Annotated in this window: 16 protein-coding genes; 6 read left to right on the top strand and 10 right to left on the bottom strand. The window is 64.2% G+C overall.

Annotated elements, in window-relative coordinates; all coding sequences use genetic code 11:
• Position 1: 1 nt before the first annotated feature.
• The 9 genes from kdpF to ACF8SD_RS04630 form a co-directional block, all read right to left on the bottom strand.
• A complete protein-coding gene (gene kdpF / locus ACF8SD_RS04670) occupies positions 2-91 on the bottom strand; it encodes a K(+)-transporting ATPase subunit F (RefSeq protein ID WP_033690477.1) in 90 nt (29 codons plus the stop codon).
• 175 nt (positions 92-266) lie between these two features.
• A complete protein-coding gene (locus tag ACF8SD_RS04665) occupies positions 267-1319 on the bottom strand; it encodes an AI-2E family transporter (RefSeq protein WP_047149931.1) in 1053 nt (350 codons plus the stop codon).
• Positions 1320-1331: 12 nt separating this feature from the next.
• A complete protein-coding gene (locus tag ACF8SD_RS04660; protein ID WP_173888295.1) occupies positions 1332-2126 on the bottom strand; it encodes a DUF4892 domain-containing protein in 795 nt (264 codons plus the stop codon).
• 108 nt (positions 2127-2234) lie between these two features.
• Complete coding sequence (locus tag ACF8SD_RS04655) at positions 2235-3089, bottom strand: alpha/beta hydrolase (RefSeq protein ID WP_173888293.1); 855 nt, start codon at positions 3087-3089, stop codon at positions 2235-2237.
• Complete coding sequence (locus ACF8SD_RS04650) at positions 3086-3874, bottom strand: alpha/beta fold hydrolase (RefSeq protein ID WP_173888291.1); 789 nt, start codon at positions 3872-3874, stop codon at positions 3086-3088. Before ACF8SD_RS04650 ends, ACF8SD_RS04655 begins: the two co-directional genes overlap by 4 nt.
• Positions 3875-3948: 74 nt before the next feature.
• Entirely contained in the window at positions 3949-4353 is a 405-nt protein-coding gene (locus ACF8SD_RS04645; RefSeq protein ID WP_392483954.1) for a hypothetical protein, read from the bottom strand.
• A gap of 117 nt (positions 4354-4470) precedes the next feature.
• Positions 4471-4929: a phosphohistidine phosphatase SixA gene (sixA, locus tag ACF8SD_RS04640; RefSeq protein WP_392483952.1), complete on the bottom strand. Its 459-nt coding sequence runs from the start codon at positions 4927-4929 to the stop codon at positions 4471-4473.
• Complete coding sequence (locus ACF8SD_RS04635; protein WP_029887739.1) at positions 4926-5273, bottom strand: DUF4389 domain-containing protein; 348 nt, start codon at positions 5271-5273, stop codon at positions 4926-4928. The genes sixA and ACF8SD_RS04635 overlap by 4 nt, the downstream gene beginning before the upstream one ends.
• A 24-nt stretch (positions 5274-5297) precedes the next feature.
• Positions 5298-6323, bottom strand: a complete 1026-nt coding sequence (locus tag ACF8SD_RS04630) for an NAD(P)H-dependent glycerol-3-phosphate dehydrogenase (protein WP_173888287.1) — start codon at positions 6321-6323, stop codon at positions 5298-5300.
• A 157-nt stretch (positions 6324-6480) separates the two neighbouring features.
• Here ACF8SD_RS04630 and ACF8SD_RS04625 point away from each other — a divergent pair, with 157 nt between their 5' ends.
• From ACF8SD_RS04625 to fabB, 5 genes are all read left to right on the top strand, one after another.
• On the top strand, positions 6481-8628 hold the full coding sequence (locus tag ACF8SD_RS04625; RefSeq protein ID WP_392483950.1) for a TonB-dependent receptor plug domain-containing protein: 2148 nt from the start codon (positions 6481-6483) through the stop codon (positions 8626-8628).
• Positions 8628-9518 (top strand): ABC transporter substrate-binding protein, encoded by an 891-nt coding sequence (locus ACF8SD_RS04620; RefSeq protein ID WP_392483948.1) that lies wholly within the window; start codon positions 8628-8630, stop codon positions 9516-9518. Before ACF8SD_RS04625 ends, ACF8SD_RS04620 begins: the two co-directional genes overlap by 1 nt.
• Entirely contained in the window at positions 9515-11446 is a 1932-nt protein-coding gene (locus ACF8SD_RS04615; RefSeq protein WP_173888281.1) for an ATP-binding protein, read from the top strand. The genes ACF8SD_RS04620 and ACF8SD_RS04615 overlap by 4 nt, the downstream gene beginning before the upstream one ends.
• A gap of 208 nt (positions 11447-11654) precedes the next feature.
• Entirely contained in the window at positions 11655-12170 is a 516-nt protein-coding gene (fabA, locus tag ACF8SD_RS04610; protein WP_008089108.1) for a 3-hydroxyacyl-[acyl-carrier-protein] dehydratase FabA, read from the top strand.
• 11 nt (positions 12171-12181) lie between these two features.
• Positions 12182-13402, top strand: coding sequence for a beta-ketoacyl-ACP synthase I (gene fabB / locus ACF8SD_RS04605; protein WP_173888279.1), 1221 nt, complete (start codon positions 12182-12184; stop codon positions 13400-13402).
• Positions 13403-13575: 173 nt separating this feature from the next.
• Here the strand turns inward: fabB and ACF8SD_RS04600 are convergent, their stop codons facing one another.
• Positions 13576-14580 carry an amidohydrolase family protein gene (locus tag ACF8SD_RS04600; RefSeq protein ID WP_173888277.1) on the bottom strand — a complete coding sequence of 335 codons (1005 nt, stop codon included), beginning with the start codon at positions 14578-14580 and terminating at the stop codon, positions 13576-13578.
• Positions 14581-14697: 117 nt separating this feature from the next.
• Between ACF8SD_RS04600 and ACF8SD_RS04595 the strand changes: the two genes are divergently transcribed.
• Entirely contained in the window at positions 14698-15561 is an 864-nt protein-coding gene (locus ACF8SD_RS04595) for a pirin family protein (protein ID WP_173888275.1), read from the top strand.
• The last annotated feature ends 6 nt before the right edge of the window (positions 15562-15567 follow it).

Below are 15567 nucleotides of genomic sequence, written 5' to 3'. Positions count from 1 at the left end.
CTTAGCCGCGATCGGCGCGCAAAAGCGCCACCAGCAGATAAAACGCCAAGGCCACTGCCAGTAGCAGTGACAGCCCGTCGAGCATGTTCATGTGTGGTTCTCCCCGAGATGCGGCTTGGGCCGCGTTGGGGAATTGTCCGAGGAAGGGGTGTAAAGGAACGAGATGGAGGGGCAGTGATGGGTATAAAGAATGCGTAAAGATCAGGGTGTCGAGGCGGCGGCGCGGCCCGCTTCGCGCATGCCTGCGCGAAGCGGGCCCGTACAGGCTAGTGCTGGGGCGGTTGCTCTACGGCGTTACGGCTCCAGTCCAGCAACAGGCTGTAGCCGACCGCCAGCAAGGTAGGCCCGATGAACAGGCCAATGAAGCCGAACGCCAGCAGGCCGCCGAACACGCCCAGCAATACGATGACCAGCGGCAGGTTGCCGCCCCGGCTGATCAGGTAGGGCTTGAGCACGTTGTCCACGCCACTGATGACGAACGTGCCCCAGATACCGAGGAACACCGCCATGCCGTACTCGCCCTTCCACACCAGCCAGGCGGTGGCCGGAATCCAGGCAAGTGGCGGCCCCATGGGAATCAGGCTGAGCATGAAGGTCACCAGGCCGAGCACAATGGCCCCCGGCACGCCGGCGATCAGGAAGCCGATCAACGCCAACAGCGCTTGGGCCGCTGCGGTACCAATCACCCCGTTGACCACCCGCTGGACGGTGGCGGCCACCAGCTCCAGGTAATATGCGGCACGGTCGCCCATCAAGCGGTGCAGCAAGCGCAGCACGAACGCCGACAAGCGCGGCCCGTCACGGTAGAAAAAGAACACGAACACCAGGCTGAGTGTGAGTTCCAGCACGCCGCTGCCGATTTGCGCGCTGCGCGCCAGCAACCAGTTGCCAACCTGCCCCAGGTGCGGTTTGACCGAGGCCAGCAAGGCTGCCCCCTGCTGGTCCAGCGACTGCCACCAGCTGACCAGGCGCTCGCCCACGAACGGCAGCCCCCCCAGCCAGGCCGGGGCATCTGGCAGGCCGTCGACCTGCACGTCACGCACGAACGCGGTGGCATCACGGATGTGGTCGGCCAGGTTGAAACCCAGCCACACCAGCGGTAACGCCACGATCAGGATCCAGGCCATGGTCAGCAGGCTGGCCGCCAGGGTTTCGCGCCCCCCCAATACCCGCGTGAGCAGGCGCATCAACGGCCAGCTGGCAAAGGCCAGGATAGCCCCCCACAGCAATGCCGATATGAACGGCGCCATCACCCAAAGGCCCGCCCCCAGCAACGCCAGCAGCAGAATCTGGACCAGCAGGCGATCATTGTTGACCATCGCAGCACCCGCTCAACGAATCAGTTCAAGGTGCAAGCCAGTGGTGGGCGCAGTGCCCACTTCAAGGCGCCCGTTGCGCACCCCGGCCTTGATCAGCGCCTCGCGCCAGGCTTCAGCCTGAACGCCGCTGAGGCTGACGCGCAAGGTGCTATCGAGGTTCAGGCTGCGTGCCAGCAGGTTCGCCCAGGCAGCCTGGGGTGCCGCCAGGTCCGGGTAGTCGAGCTTGCCGGTATCGCGCATTTCACGCAGCACCGTGGCCGCCGTGGGCAGCAAGTCGCCCAACGGGCTGCCGGCGACGAACTCTTCCACATGCAAATAGGCGCGGCGGTTGCCACGGGTGACGCTGTACAGCGCAACCAGGGTGTCGGCCTGTTCCGCCGAACGGCGCAGCAGAATGAACGCCTGTTGTTCGTCGCCCCCGTTGAGGCGGGCATTGGCAAACACCTCGTTGGCCCACAGGCTGGCCTCGCCGCAATCGCGGCCCTGGCACCAGAACAGCGGGTAGCCACCGTCGCGCTGCAGCGCTTCGCGGGCGCTGGTAAAGGCTTCGCGGGCGGTGCGTTCGACCGGCAGCTCGTAGGTGACCGAGCTGACCTGGCCACGGCTTTCGACCTTGTCGTCAACCCGCAGGCGGCCGCTGATTTTGCGCAATGGGCCCAGCGGGTAGACGCGCTCCTGCTCCACGGCCGGGCGCTGGTCGACCACTTTGGCGTCTGCAGGCACCGGCAGGCTGCCAGCCCATAGCAGGGGGCTGGCAAATGCCAGGCAGGCAGCGGCAACGGTGCGGATGGACAGGGGCGCGCTCATCGGCGACCCTGGCGGCGCCGTGCGCCGAGGTGAAGCTCCAGGTTGTCTGGCAATTGCATGGTTGTCTCCCTTTCAACCCGCCAAGCCTCGACACTTGTCCGGTGCAAGTCAAGCAAAGCCAAAGAAGCGATTGAAACAGTCTGCGACAAGGGCCGCGCCCTGCTCATCGTTCAAGTGCAGGTGGTGACCACCCGGCAGTGTCAGTTGCTCAAAGGGTAGCTGCTCCAGCAATGCGGTGTGGCGCACCAGCATCCCGTCGGCGGCAATCACCAGTTGCGCCGGGCAATTCACCCGGCGCACGTAGGCCATGGCCTGGGCTTCGCTCAGGCGCAACGGAGAAGGCAAGGTCAGGCGGCTGTCGCTGCGCCAGCTGTAGCCCCCGGGCACCGGCATCAGCCCGCGCTGCGCCAGCAGTTCGGCCGCTTCCCGGCTTACCGCGACCATGCCCTTCATGCGCGCCTGCACACCTTGCTCGAGGGTGGTGTACACCGATTTGCGCTTGTCATCCAGGCGCAGCTGCGCCAACAACGCCATGCCCAGGCGCTCACCGGCATCCTGCTCGGCGCCGGTGGGTGGGATAACGCCGTCGATCAAGGCCAGGTGGCTGACCCGCTCCGGCAACGCACCGGCCAATTGCACCGCAATGATGGCGCCGAGCGAATGGCCGAGCAGGGCGAAACGCTGCCAGCCCAGTTGCTCGGCAACCCGCAGTACATCGTGGGCGTAGTCGGCCAGGGCATAGCTGGCCCCTGGCGGGCGGTGCTCCGAATAGCCATGCCCGGCCAGGTCCAGGGCAACGATGCGCAAGCCGCGCAACAGCGGCGCCAGGCGGGCGAAGCTGTTGGCGTTGTCCAGCCAGCCATGCAGGGCGATCACCGGCAGGCCGTCCACAGGCCCGAACAGATGCGCGGCCAGTTCGATGTGGCCCAAACTCAGGCGAACTTCCTCGACATGCGCGCTCATGCCTGGCCCCAGCGGTCGAACAGGCCCTTGAGCAGGCTGGCGGTATCGGCAGGCCGCTCCAACGGGAACATGTGCCCCCCTGGCACACTGTGGTACTCCCCTAGCGGCATGCCACGCACCGCCAGGGCATGGTGGCGCCGGATGACCTTGCTGCGGTCACCCCGCACCATGGCCAGCGGTACCCGCAACTGTCGCGCCGGGGCGGGGCTGGTGTGCGGGATACTGCGGTAGATGCTGATCTCGGTGGCCGGGTCGAAGCGCAGCTGCAGGCCCTGCTCCATCGCCTGCAGGCCATGCTCTATGTAAGCGTCCAGGCAGTCGGGGTCGAACTGGCGAAACAGGGACTTGCCGGCGAAGTACTCACGGGCACTGTCGCGGTCCGTGAAAAGATGACGGCGCCCCAAGGTGCGCCCCGCCGGGGTGATGCGGTCGATGAAGCCGAAGCGCTTGGCGGTGCGCAGCAGCCATTGATCTGCACGGGTCAGCACCGGCGAGTCGAGCATGACCACCCCACGGTAGTACTCGGGGCAGCGCAACGCCGCGTGCAGGTGCAAAACCCCACCCAGCGAATGGCCTACGCCCCACACCGGCTGATCCTGCTGCGCCAGGTGGTGCAGCAACTCATCGACCAGGCTCTGCCAATTGTCATCCACCGGAAAGCGCGGGTCGTGGCCGTGCTGAGCCAGATGCCGGACCTGATAGTCCGGCGCCAACGCGGCGAACAGCTTGCCGTAGGTGGCCGAGGGAAAACCGTTGGCATGGGCGAAAAAGATCTGTTGCGACATGGCGCCTGATCCGGACGGGAATGATGGCCCATTGTCGGCATGGCGAGCCGGTTCGGCAATGCCCGGAAAGGTCATCAGCGGCGGCTATCAGGCCATGAAGCGTGGTCGAAACTCTCCAGTGAACGGCGAAGGCAGGCCTGCATGTAGGCCAGTTGGCTCTGCAGCGCTTCACGGGCCAGGCGCTGGTCCTGGTAATCCAGTTGCAGGCGGCGCAGTGCCAGGCAGCTGGATTGCAGCAGATGAGAGACCCGCAGGCAGGCATCCTGGAGGTTCTGCAGGTCGTGCTCGCTCGGTTGCTGGGCGATCGGCCCCGGCGCCGTATAACCCTCGACCTTGCGCATCAGCTGGTAGAACTTGGCGTCGGCAGCCTCGCGCAGCAGGCTGTACTGGGCGAAGTCCAGCGAAACGCCTTGGTCAACCTGGTCTATGGTGGGTTGCAGGTCCAGGGAGCACAGCAGCTCCCACATCGCACCGCTCATGCATCGCTCCCTGACTGCTGATTTTCGGGCAACGCTATCAAGCAGTCGACACGCGCGACAACTGGCAAAAATGTCAGTTGCCATCGCGGTGTGCGGGGGCCCTGGGCCCCCGCTAGCTCAGGCAGGGGCGTTGAGCGCCTTCAGGGCCATCAGCCCGGCCAGGGGCCACTCCCCTTCCAGCTCGGCCAGGCTGGCCGTGCTCATGGCCGCTTGCTGTTGCAGGTGGCCATGCTGCAACAGCCCGACCAGGTTGCCCACCAGCGGCTGATGGCTGACCAGCAGCACATGCTCCAGCCCCAGCCGCTCGATTTCGCCGATGACCTGCTGCACATCGCCGTCTGGCGTGAGCCAGGGCACGGTGCGCAGCGGCTTGGCAAACCCCAGGGTCTCGTGCACCAGCGCCGCAGTCTGCTGGGCCCGCACATAAGGGCTGGCGATGATCGCCTGCAATGGCTGCCCCAGCAGGTGGGCAGCGCTGCGCACCACCTGCTCGCGACCATGCGCAGTCAGGCGCCGTTCGGCATCGCTTTTGGCCCGCGGTTCGGCCTCGCCGTGGCGCAGTACCCACAGTTTCACAGCTTGGGCTCCTCGTCCCGCACAGGGTGCGGTGCCGGGGCTACGGCGTGCGGCGCCTCGCCTTCCGGCGCACGCGCTGCTGGCCAATCGGCGAACGGCCAGGGTTTCTGGTCGGTATGGAAAGTGCCGAAACGGCCGATCTGTGCCAGGTACTGGCTCAGGCTGTCGCCGAAATTCATCAGGCTGGCGCTGGGGGCGCCATACACCAGGCGGTAGACCAGTTGCACCAGCACCAGGCCTCCCAGCAGCAATTCAGCCAGTTGCCAAACCACCAGGAACACCAGCATCCACAGCACCCGCAGGATGATCGACTCGCGCTGGGCGCGCTCCGGGGTATCGTTCATGTACCGCTCCTTGCTCTGTTCGGCTCAGTTGAAGCCGCTGATGGAAATGAAATCGACGTCGGTCTTGGGCTCGGCACGCATCAGGTGCTCGATGACCTGGTTCAGCGTGCGGCCCTCGAACAGAATGGCATGCAGGCCCGCCACCAGCGGCATGTACACCTGCACCTCCTGGGCCTTGGCCTTGAGCACCTTGAGCGTGTTGACGCCTTCGGCCACTTCGCCCAGGCGGGTAACGGCCTCCTCCAGGCTCTGGCCCTGCCCCAGTGCGAAACCCACCTGGTAGTTGCGGCTTTTGGGGGACGAACAGGTGACGATCAGGTCACCGACCCCGGCCAGGCCCAGGAAGGTCATGGGGTTGGCGCCCAGGCTGACGGCAAAGCGGGTCATTTCGGCCAGGGCACGGGTAATCAGCATGCTCTTGGTGTTTTCGCCCATGCCCAGGGCCACGGCCATGCCGGCGATGATCGCGTAAACGTTCTTCAGCGCCCCGCCCAGCTCCACGCCAAAACGGTCGGCACTGGCGTAAACGCGGAAGGTGCGCCCGTGCAGCACCGCTTGCACCTGCTGGCACAGCGCTTCGTGTTCGCTGGCCACTACCGTGGCAGTCAATGCGTGCTCGGCAATTTCGCGGGCCAGGTTGGGCCCGGACAACACGCCGATGCGTGCCTGGGGGGCGATCTCTTCGAGGATCTGGCTCATCAGCTTGAAGCTCTGCGCCTCGATGCCCTTGGTCAGGCTGACCAGGCCCTTGCCGCGCAACAACTCGGCATGCGGCGCCAGTACGCTGCGCAGTGCGCTGGATGGCAGGGCCACGAACACCAGCTCGCTGGCTTGCAAGGTGGCCAGCAGGTCATTGACCGGTTCCACCCCGTCGTGCAGGCGAATGCCCTTGAGGTAGCGCGGGTTTTCACGATTGACACGCATGGCCTCGGCCTGGGCCGGGTCGCGCATCCATTGGCGCACCGGCACACCGTTTTCCGCCAGCAGGTTCGCCACGGCGGTGCCGAAGCTGCCGCCGCCCAGAACTGCAACAGGTTGCTGTTCAGTCATATTCAATCCGTTAAAGCCATAAATTAAGTGGCGACCGGCGCATTATAAAGCCAAGCTGCAAGCTTCGAGCTACCGGCAGCGAGAAAAGCCTGGCACGGTGTGCTGGCAGCCAGAAGCTTGAGGCGGGTCACTGGCAATTGCGCCAAGGTCGGTTACCATGCCTGTTTCCATCCTGAGACAAGGCTGCTCTGTGTTCCCTGGCACGCCCCCTTTCCCGCGTCTGCTCATATTGACCGCCCTGCTCGGTAGCCCGGCCGTGGCCGAGGATCTGTTCATCGACAACACCGACCTGCCCCAGGTTCTGACCGCCACGCGCCTGAAACAGTCGCCGGCAGCGGTGCCGGGCAGCATGACCGTCATCGATAGCGAGCTGATCCGTGCCAGCGGTGCCCGTGACATCCCCGAGCTGCTGCGCCTGGTGCCGGGTATGATGATCGGCTACGGCGCCGGCAACCAGCCCACGGTCAACTACCATGGCAGCAACGCCAACGACGCGCGGCGCATGCAGGTGCTGATCGATGGCCGCTCGGTGTACCGCGCCGGCCTGGCCACGGTGGACTGGAGCGACATTCCCCTGGCCATGGAGGATATCGAGCGTATCGAGGTGTTCCGTGGCCCGAACACGGTCAGCTATGGCGCCAACGCGCTGATGGCCGTGGTCAACATCCTGACCCGCAACCCGGCCGACAGCCATGGCACGCGGATGAAACTGACCCGCGGCCAGGACGGCATCAACGATTATTACCTCAGCCACGGCTTCGGCTGGGAGGGCGGCGACATGCGCCTGTCGGTATCGGGCCAGCGTGACGACGGCTTCGACGAGAACCAGTTCGGCCAGGACTACCGCGACAGCCGCCGCTTGAACCGCTTCAACCTCAGCGCCGGTCACACCCTGGCCACCGACCAGACCCTGGAATGGCAACTTGCGGCCAAGGAAGGCAGCAATCAGCGGCCCTACACTTACCAGCCGGTTTTCCAGCAGTACGAAGCCGGCAACAACGCCGATGTCAACGCCAAGGACTACGCCGGCTCGCTGCGCTGGAGCAAGGAATTCAGCGCTGAACACAGCCTGTATGTTCAGGGCTCGGCGCAACATTTTGACCGCCAGCAAGTGTGGCGCGCCTGTGATGCGGTGCAGTCATTCAGCCCCGAGCTGACCCAGCTCTGGCAACTGAACCCGGACTTCGCCGAAAGGGTGGCGCGCGGCATCGCCACAGGTGCCCCGCTGGCCACGAACGACCCGGCCCTGAAAGGGCTTTTGCAGAAAGTGCAGGAACAATGGCAGAACGGTGGCAAGCAACAGGTATGCGGCGATGTTGACCAGAGTACCCGCGAAACCCGCTATGACCTGGAAATCCAGGACACCCTGAGCCTGACCGACAGCCTGCGCCTGCTCAGCGGCATGAACTACCGCTATGACCGTGCCGATTCGCAGACCTACTTCAACGGCAGCGTCGACGACCAGACCTGGCGGCTGTTCGGCCAACTGGAATGGCGCGCCGACGAGCACTGGATCCTGCAGGGCGGCGCCATGTTCGAGGACTCGCAGCTGTCCGGCAACTCGCTGACCCCGCGGGTGGCGGTCAACTACCTGATCACCCCGCGCCATGGCCTGCGCGCGGTGTATTCCGAGGCCGTACGCTCGCCCGACATGTTCGAGAACAACGTCAACTGGAGCTACACGGTCAAGAACCTGACGCCCAATGCATTTGGCCTGCAAAACGGCGAATACTTCGTCAAGACCCGCGGCCCCGGCAACCTCGAGCAAGAGCGCATGCGCTCGCGCGAACTGGGCTACAACGGCTATTTCAGCGACATCGACCTGAGCATGGACGTGAAGCTGTTCTACGACGAGATCACCGGCATGATCAGCGAGCCGCTGCGCAACAACCAGTACATCGCCAGCAACGCCAACAAGGCCCGCTTCAGCGGCAGCGAGGCACAACTGGACTGGCGCCCTACCCTGCGCGACCGCCTGCGCCTGACCTACGCCTATGTCGATGCCTGGGCCAGCAACCCCGACGATCGCCGCCTCAGCGCCCGCAACAGCGGTTCGGCCGGGTGGATGCGCGACTGGGGTGCAGGTTGGTCGAGCGCGCTGTTCTACTACGGCGACGATGCCCTCAACGAGTACCGCTACGAGCGCCTGGACCTGCGCCTGGCCAAGCGTTTCCGGGTATATGGCAGCAACCTGGAGCTGGCGGCGTTGTGGCAACAGCGCCTGGACGATGAGCCGACCACGGCAGCCCAGAACCGCTATGACAGCCGCCACCGCCTGAGCGTCAGCGCGGAGCTGGAGTTCTGATGAGTCTGCTGCTGCGCCTGCTGGTACTCTGCCTGTGGCCGCTGGGGCCACTGTCGGCCAGCGAGATCCTGCTGATCGGTGCCGAGGACCAGCCCGGCATCCGCAGCTTCGTGGCGGCACTGGAAAACCGTCGGCCCCACGATCATGTGCACTTCCAGACCACCGCCGACTTGCCATCCCCGGGCAAACTCAAGGCCGACCAGCGTCTGATCCTGCTCGACAACGCTGCTCTCGAATGGCGCCTGAGCGAAACCGCCGGGCCACCGGCCCTGGCCATGCGCGTCAGCCGTGTTCAGGCTGAGCAGCGCCTGGGAAAGTCGCGCCCGGCGTTTCTCACCTTCCTGTGGAATGACGCGCCACCGGCCCGTCAGTTGCGCCTGGCGCGTTACTTGCTGCCCCAGGCACGGCGTATTGGCGTGCTGTACGGCCAGCACAGCGGGTTTCTGCTCGAGGAGCTGCGCCATGCAGCGGGTCCGCTGGGCCTGGAGATCGTGGCCCAGGACTGGTCCGACCCGCGCGACAACCGGCCATTGCAGCATCTGTTGGGCAACAGCGATGTCCTGCTGGGGCTGGACGACCCTGACCTGTACAACTCCAAGACGGCGAAAAACCTGCTGCTGAGCAGCTATGGCCGGCAGATGGCGCTGATCGGCCCCAACGCAGGTTTTGTCCGCGCCGGCGCACTGGCCAGCAGCTACAGCGACCAGGACGACTGGCTGGCGGAACTCGACCAATTGCTCGACCAGCCCCCGGCACGCTGGCCACGCAGCCTCTACCCCAAGCGCTACAGCGTCAGCGGCAACCAGCAGGTGGCCCGGGCCCTGGGCCTTGAACCGATCGATCCGAACGCCGCCGCCCAGGTACTGGCCGAAGGAGAACCCACCCCATGAGCAAACGCCTGAGTTGGGACATTCACACCCGCACCCAGATCATCAGCCTTGGCCCTGCGCTGCTGCTGACCTTGCTGCTGATCAGCTTCTTTACCTTCGTCCGTATCCAGGACCTGCGCCAGGAACTCAACCACACCGGGCAATTGATCGCCAACCAGCTGGCACCGGCGTCGGAGTACGGGGTGATTTCCGGTAACAACGAAGTGCTTGAGGGGCTCATGCGGGCCACCCTCAGCATCCCGCACGTCCGCTTCCTGGAGGTACAGGACAGCCGCAACCACATCCTGGTCTACGTGGAGCAGTCCGACGAAAGCGCCAACCGCGCGCAGCAGGTCGAAGTGTTCCAGGCGCCCATCCGCCTGCAGCAGATACGCCTGGACAACGATTTCCTGCAACAGGGCAAAGCCAACACCCCGGCCATCGGGGACGACTACCTGGGCCGGGTGATCGTCGGCATGTCCGATGATGCGTTCAGCCAGCGCCAGCAGGAAATCGTGATCAAGGCCGGCATTCTGGCGTTGTTCGCCCTGCTGTTCACCTTCTTGCTGGCTCGCCGCCTGGCCCTGAGCCTGGCCAAGCCGATCAGCGACATGGGCCACGCGGTCAAGGCCATCCAGCAAGGCAAGTACAACACCCCCTTGCCGGTGGTAGACGACAGCGAGCTGGGCCACCTGGCGCGCCACATCAACAACCTGGCCAGCGCCCTGGAGCAGGCCAGCGCTGAACAGCAACAAACCATCGCCGAGCTGATCCAGGCCCGTGAAGAGGCTGAACAGGCTAACCGCGCCAAGTCCGATTTCCTGGCCATGATGAGCCACGAGCTGCGCACCCCGATGAACGGCGTGATGGGCATGCTGCAGTTGCTGGAAACCACCCCGCTCAGCACCGAACAGGCCGATTACACCGCCGTGGCCAGCGAGTCCACCGGGCACCTGCTGAAAGTCATCAACGATATTCTGGACTTCTCGCGCATCGAACGCGCCGCGCTGCAACTGGAGCATATCGACTTCAACCTCGGCGAGCTGATCACCAGCAGCGTCCAGTCCTTCCAGCACAGCGCCCAGCAACGCGGCCTTGGGCTGCACCTGCAACTGCCGGCCGACATCGGCCAGTTGCAGGTGAACGGCGACCCTACGCGCATCCGCCAGATCCTGCTGAACCTGGTGGGCAACGCGCTGAAGTTCACCGAACGCGGCCAGGTGCAGGTCGAGGCTCGCTGGCAAGTGGTCGACCGGCAGTTGATCTGGCTGACCTGCAGCGTGCGTGATACCGGCATCGGTATCGATAGCGACCGCCTGGAAATGATGTTCGTCGCGTTCCAGCAAGCGGACAGTTCGATTTCCCGCCGCTATGGCGGCACCGGGCTGGGGTTGTCGATCGCCCGTACCTTGGCCGAGCGCATGGGTGGCAAGCTGCGCGGCGAGAGCCACGTGGGCTTGGGTTCAACGTTCACCCTGGAGATGCCCTTGGCCCTGGCCAGCCAGGCGCCGGCGCCACTGCCGCACCCAATCGACGCGCTACCGGCGGCTGCCGAGCAGGAAAAGGTGCTGTTGGTCGAGGATAATCCGGTCAACCAGAGTGTCATAGAAGCCATGCTGCGCAGCCTGGGGCTGACGGTGTGCACCGCTGCAGACGGCCTCGAGGCGGTCGACCTGGTGGGCCGCCAGCGCTTTGCCGCGGTGCTGATGGACTGCCGGTTGCCGCACATGGACGGCTATGAAGCCACCCGCCGCATTCGCCAACTGGGCAATGGCACAGGCCTGCCGATCATCGCCCTGACCGCCAACGCGCTCGACGGCGACCGCGAGCGATGCATGGCCGCCGGCATGGATGACTACCTGAGCAAACCCTTGCGCCGCAGCGAACTGCAGCGGGTGCTGCAACGCTGGTTACCCGGCCAGACAACCGCGACTGGCGATAAATGCTAAAGTGCGGCAGTCTTAAACACTGGACAGGACCTTCATCGGCCCTGAAAATAGACGTTTCAGTGCACACCTGTACTTCTTTCACCAGGTGCGCTGTGACTTTCACCACAACGCAATAGTCTACCTGTAGGCTACCGCCCCGAAGCCGTTGGTTATTTGGGTCGGTCGGGAAGATTCATCCCCTGCCACAGGGGGTTATTGAGGAGCTCGCATGACCAAACAACACGCCTTTACTCGGGAAGACCTGCTGCGCTGCAGTCGCGGTGAGCTGTTCGGCCCAGGTAATGCGCAACTGCCCGCGCCGAACATGCTGATGGTCGATCGCATCACCCACATCAGCGAAGAAGGCGGCAAGTACGGCAAAGGTGAGTTGGTCGCCGAGCTGGATATCACCCCGGACCTGTGGTTCTTCGCCTGCCATTTCGAAGGCGACCCGGTCATGCCGGGCTGCCTGGGCCTCGACGCCATGTGGCAGCTGGTCGGTTTCTTCCTCGGCTGGCAGGGCCTGCCAGGCCGCGGCCGCGCCCTGGGTTCGGGCGAAGTGAAGTTCTTCGGCCAGGTTTTGCCTACCGCCAAGAAAGTCACCTACAACATCCACATCAAGCGCGTCCTGAAGGGCAAGCTGAACATGGCCATCGCCGATGGCTCGGTCAGCGTTGACGGCCGCGAGATCTACACCGCCGAAGGCCTGCGGGTCGGCGTGTTCACCTCCACTGACAATTTCTAAGGGTTATTCGCATGCGCCGCGTCGTTATCACTGGTCTGGGCATCGTTTCGTGCCTGGGCAATGACAAAGCTACCGTCACCGAAAACCTGCGCAACAGCCGTCCGGGTATCCGTTTCAACCCGGAATACAAGGAAATGGGGCTGCGTAGCCAGGTTTCCGGGTCCATCGACCTCAACCTCGAAGAACTGATCGACCGCAAGGTCTACCGCTTCGTTGGCCACGCGGCTGCCTACGCCTACCTGGCGATGCAGGACGCGATCAAGGATTCCGGCCTGACCGAAGAGCAGGTGTCCAACCCGCGTACCGGCCTGGTGGCTGGCTCCGGCGGCGCGTCGACCCTGAACCAGATGGAAGCGCTGGACACCCTGCGCGAGAAAGGCGTCAAGCGTGTCGGCCCATACCGTGTCACGCGCACCATGGGCAGCACCGTTTCGGCATGCCTGGCTACGCCGTTCAAGATCAAGGGCATCAACTACTCGATCTCGTCGGCTTGCGCCACCTCGGCTCACTGCATCGGTACCGCACTGGAGCAGATCCAGTGGGGCAAGCAGGACATCGTTTTTGCCGGCGGCGGTGAAGAAGAGCATTGGAGCCAGTCGTTCCTGTTCGATGCCATGGGCGCGCTGTCGACCAAGCGCAACGAAACCCCGGAACTGGCCTCGCGTGCCTACGACGCAGACCGTGATGGCTTCGTCATCGCTGGCGGCGGCGGCATGGTGGTGGTCGAGGAGCTGGAACACGCCCTGGCCCGTGGCGCCAAGATCTACGCCGAAATCGTTGGTTACGGTGCGACCTCCGACGGTTACGACATGGTTGCCCCGAGCGGCGAAGGCGCTATCCGCTGCATGCAGCAGGCGCTGTCCACCGTTGACACCCCGATCGATTACCTGAACACCCACGGCACCTCGACCCCGGTCGGTGACGTTGCCGAGATGAAAGGCGTTCGCGAGGTATTCAAGGACAAGGCGCCGAAAATCAGTTCGACCAAGAGCCTGTCGGGCCACTCGCTGGGCGCCGCGGGCGTGCACGAGGCGATCTACTGCCTGCTGATGATGGAAAACAACTTCATCGCCGGCTCTGCCAACATCGACGAGCTGGACCCGGAAGTGGCCGACCTGCCGATCCTGCGCAAAACCGAAGAAAACGCCAAGATCGACACGGTCATGAGCAACAGCTTCGGCTTCGGCGGCACCAACGCCACCCTGGTGCTCAAGCGCTGGGAAGGCAAGTAAGGCGCTCAAGCAGTAATCAAAACGCCCCGACTGGTTCGGGGCGTTTTCTTTTGTGTGGCCTGTACTGGCCCTATCGCAGGCAAGCCAGCTCCCACAGGTACTGCGCAAGGTTCGGAACCTGCGCAACCCTGTGGGAGCTGGCTTGCCTGCGATAGGTCAGTACTGGTAAACCGTTACTTCTGCTTGGGCAACACAGCCAGGAAGTTCTCCTTGGCTACCTTGTTCGCCACCACCTCCGGCAACGCATCCAGAAACGGCTTGAACCCGTGCATCTGCTCGCCCAGGCTGCCAAACTGCCCCACCACATCCGATCCCAGCATGAACCGCTCCGGGTACTTCTCGACCAACGCCAGCCATTCCTTGCGTGGCACACCCTTGTCATCCAGCAGATACGGCTGCAGTACACTCCACGACAAATCGACATACAGGTTTGGGTAGCTCTCCAGCAACCGCGTCAGCACTGGCAGTAAAAAGTCCATTTGCGTCTGATGCCGGTGTATCTCCATGCTGCTGCCAGCATGGGCCCAGATGAACCGGGTGTGCGGGTGATTGCGTAGCGGCTCTTCGATCTCTGCCAGGTACAGCGGGTTGCGCTCGCGCTTGGAGGTGATGTTGGAGTGCAGCAGCACTGGCAGGTCGCGCTCGGCGGCCAGGTGATAGATCCGGGTCATGGCTTCGTTGTTGGCGCGCGGCGTTTCGCCACTGGTCAGCGCGGTCAAGTCATCGTGGCGGGTGAACACCTCCCCGATGCCCTGCCATAGCCCCGGGTACAGCTCGAGCATACGCTCGATATGGCTGACGGCATTCTTGTCCACCGGATTGAACCCGCTCAGGAACGGGTGGAAGCGTTTACGCTGCTGCGGTGGCAACTGCTGGAGCGCGGCGGCCACATAGATGTCGGTGGCGCTGTACCAGTAAGCATCGGCATCATCACCGGCATAGTAACGCGGGCGCTTGGGCTCGTCTTCGTGCCACTTCTTGGCCACCGGAATGCCGGAAATCATCGACTGGTCAACGCCTGCCGCATCCATCGCCTTGAGCAATGCTGGCATCCCTTCGCTTTCCTGGAAGAAATCCACGTAGTGCAGGTGGGCGTCACTGTAGCGGTAGTCACGCGCCTGTACCGCTTGGCACAAGCAAGCGGACAATAACGCGCAGGCCAGCGCTTTGGCATTCATGGGCAGCTCCATTCTCCTGGTATCAGACAGGGTAGACCGGCCGGTGCAGAAGACGGTTCAGGCCCAGCAGGCAAACCGTTATGCTTGGGCACTGCCACCTTGCCTGGAGCCCTTCCCATGAGCAGCACGCTGATCATTCGCCCCCGTGCAGAATCGGTCGAGGGCCAGCCGATCCTACGCCCGCTGCCAGCGGCGCAGTGCCGCAGTGTCGGCCCGTTCGTATTCTTCGATCACATGCTGAAAACCGCCTACGCACCCGGGCGCGGCATGGACATCCGCCAACATCCGCACATCGGCCTTTCAACCCTGACTTTTCTGTTCGAAGGGGCGATCCAACACAAGGACAGCCTGGGCTCAGACCAGTTGGTGCTGCCCGGCGACGTCAGCTGGATGACGGCCGGTCGCGGCGTGGCGCACGTCGAGCGCACCCCGGCAGACGCCTTGGCCAATGGGTCCAGCCTGCACGGCTTGCAGGTTTGGCTGGCCTCGCCACGTGAGCATGAACAAGGCGCGCCGAGCTACAGCCATCATCCTGCGGCCAGCCTGCCGGTCAGCGACAGCCTGGGGGTGCGCATCTGCATGATTGCCGGCACCGGGTTCTGCCTGGCGTCACCGGTGCCGGTGCTGTCCCCTACCCTCTATGCACAGGTGCAGATGCAAACGGCGGCTACCTTGCAGGTGCCGAACGAGCATGTGCAGCGGGCGCTGTACCTGTTGCAGGGCGAACTGCAGATAAACGGCGAGGATGTGGCGCCGTGCAGCCTGGTGGTGCTGCCGGAGGGCGAAGAGGTGACGCTGTATGCGCAAGGTGAATGCCAGCTGGTACTGATTGGCGGCGCGCCGCTGGATGGGCCGCGGCGGATGAACTGGAACTTTGTCGCCAGTGACCCGGCGCTGATCGAGCAGGCCAGGGCCAGATGGGCTGCGGGGGATTGGCCGGTAGTGCCGGGGGAGAGCTCGAGGATCGAGTTGCCTCGCTGATTGGGG

Origin of the sequence: Pseudomonas sp. CJQ_9 (assembly GCF_043106615.1) — a bacterium.
Lineage (GTDB): Bacteria > Pseudomonadota > Gammaproteobacteria > Pseudomonadales > Pseudomonadaceae > Aquipseudomonas > Aquipseudomonas juntendi.
This window is presented reverse-complemented; position numbering and strand designations above follow the sequence as displayed.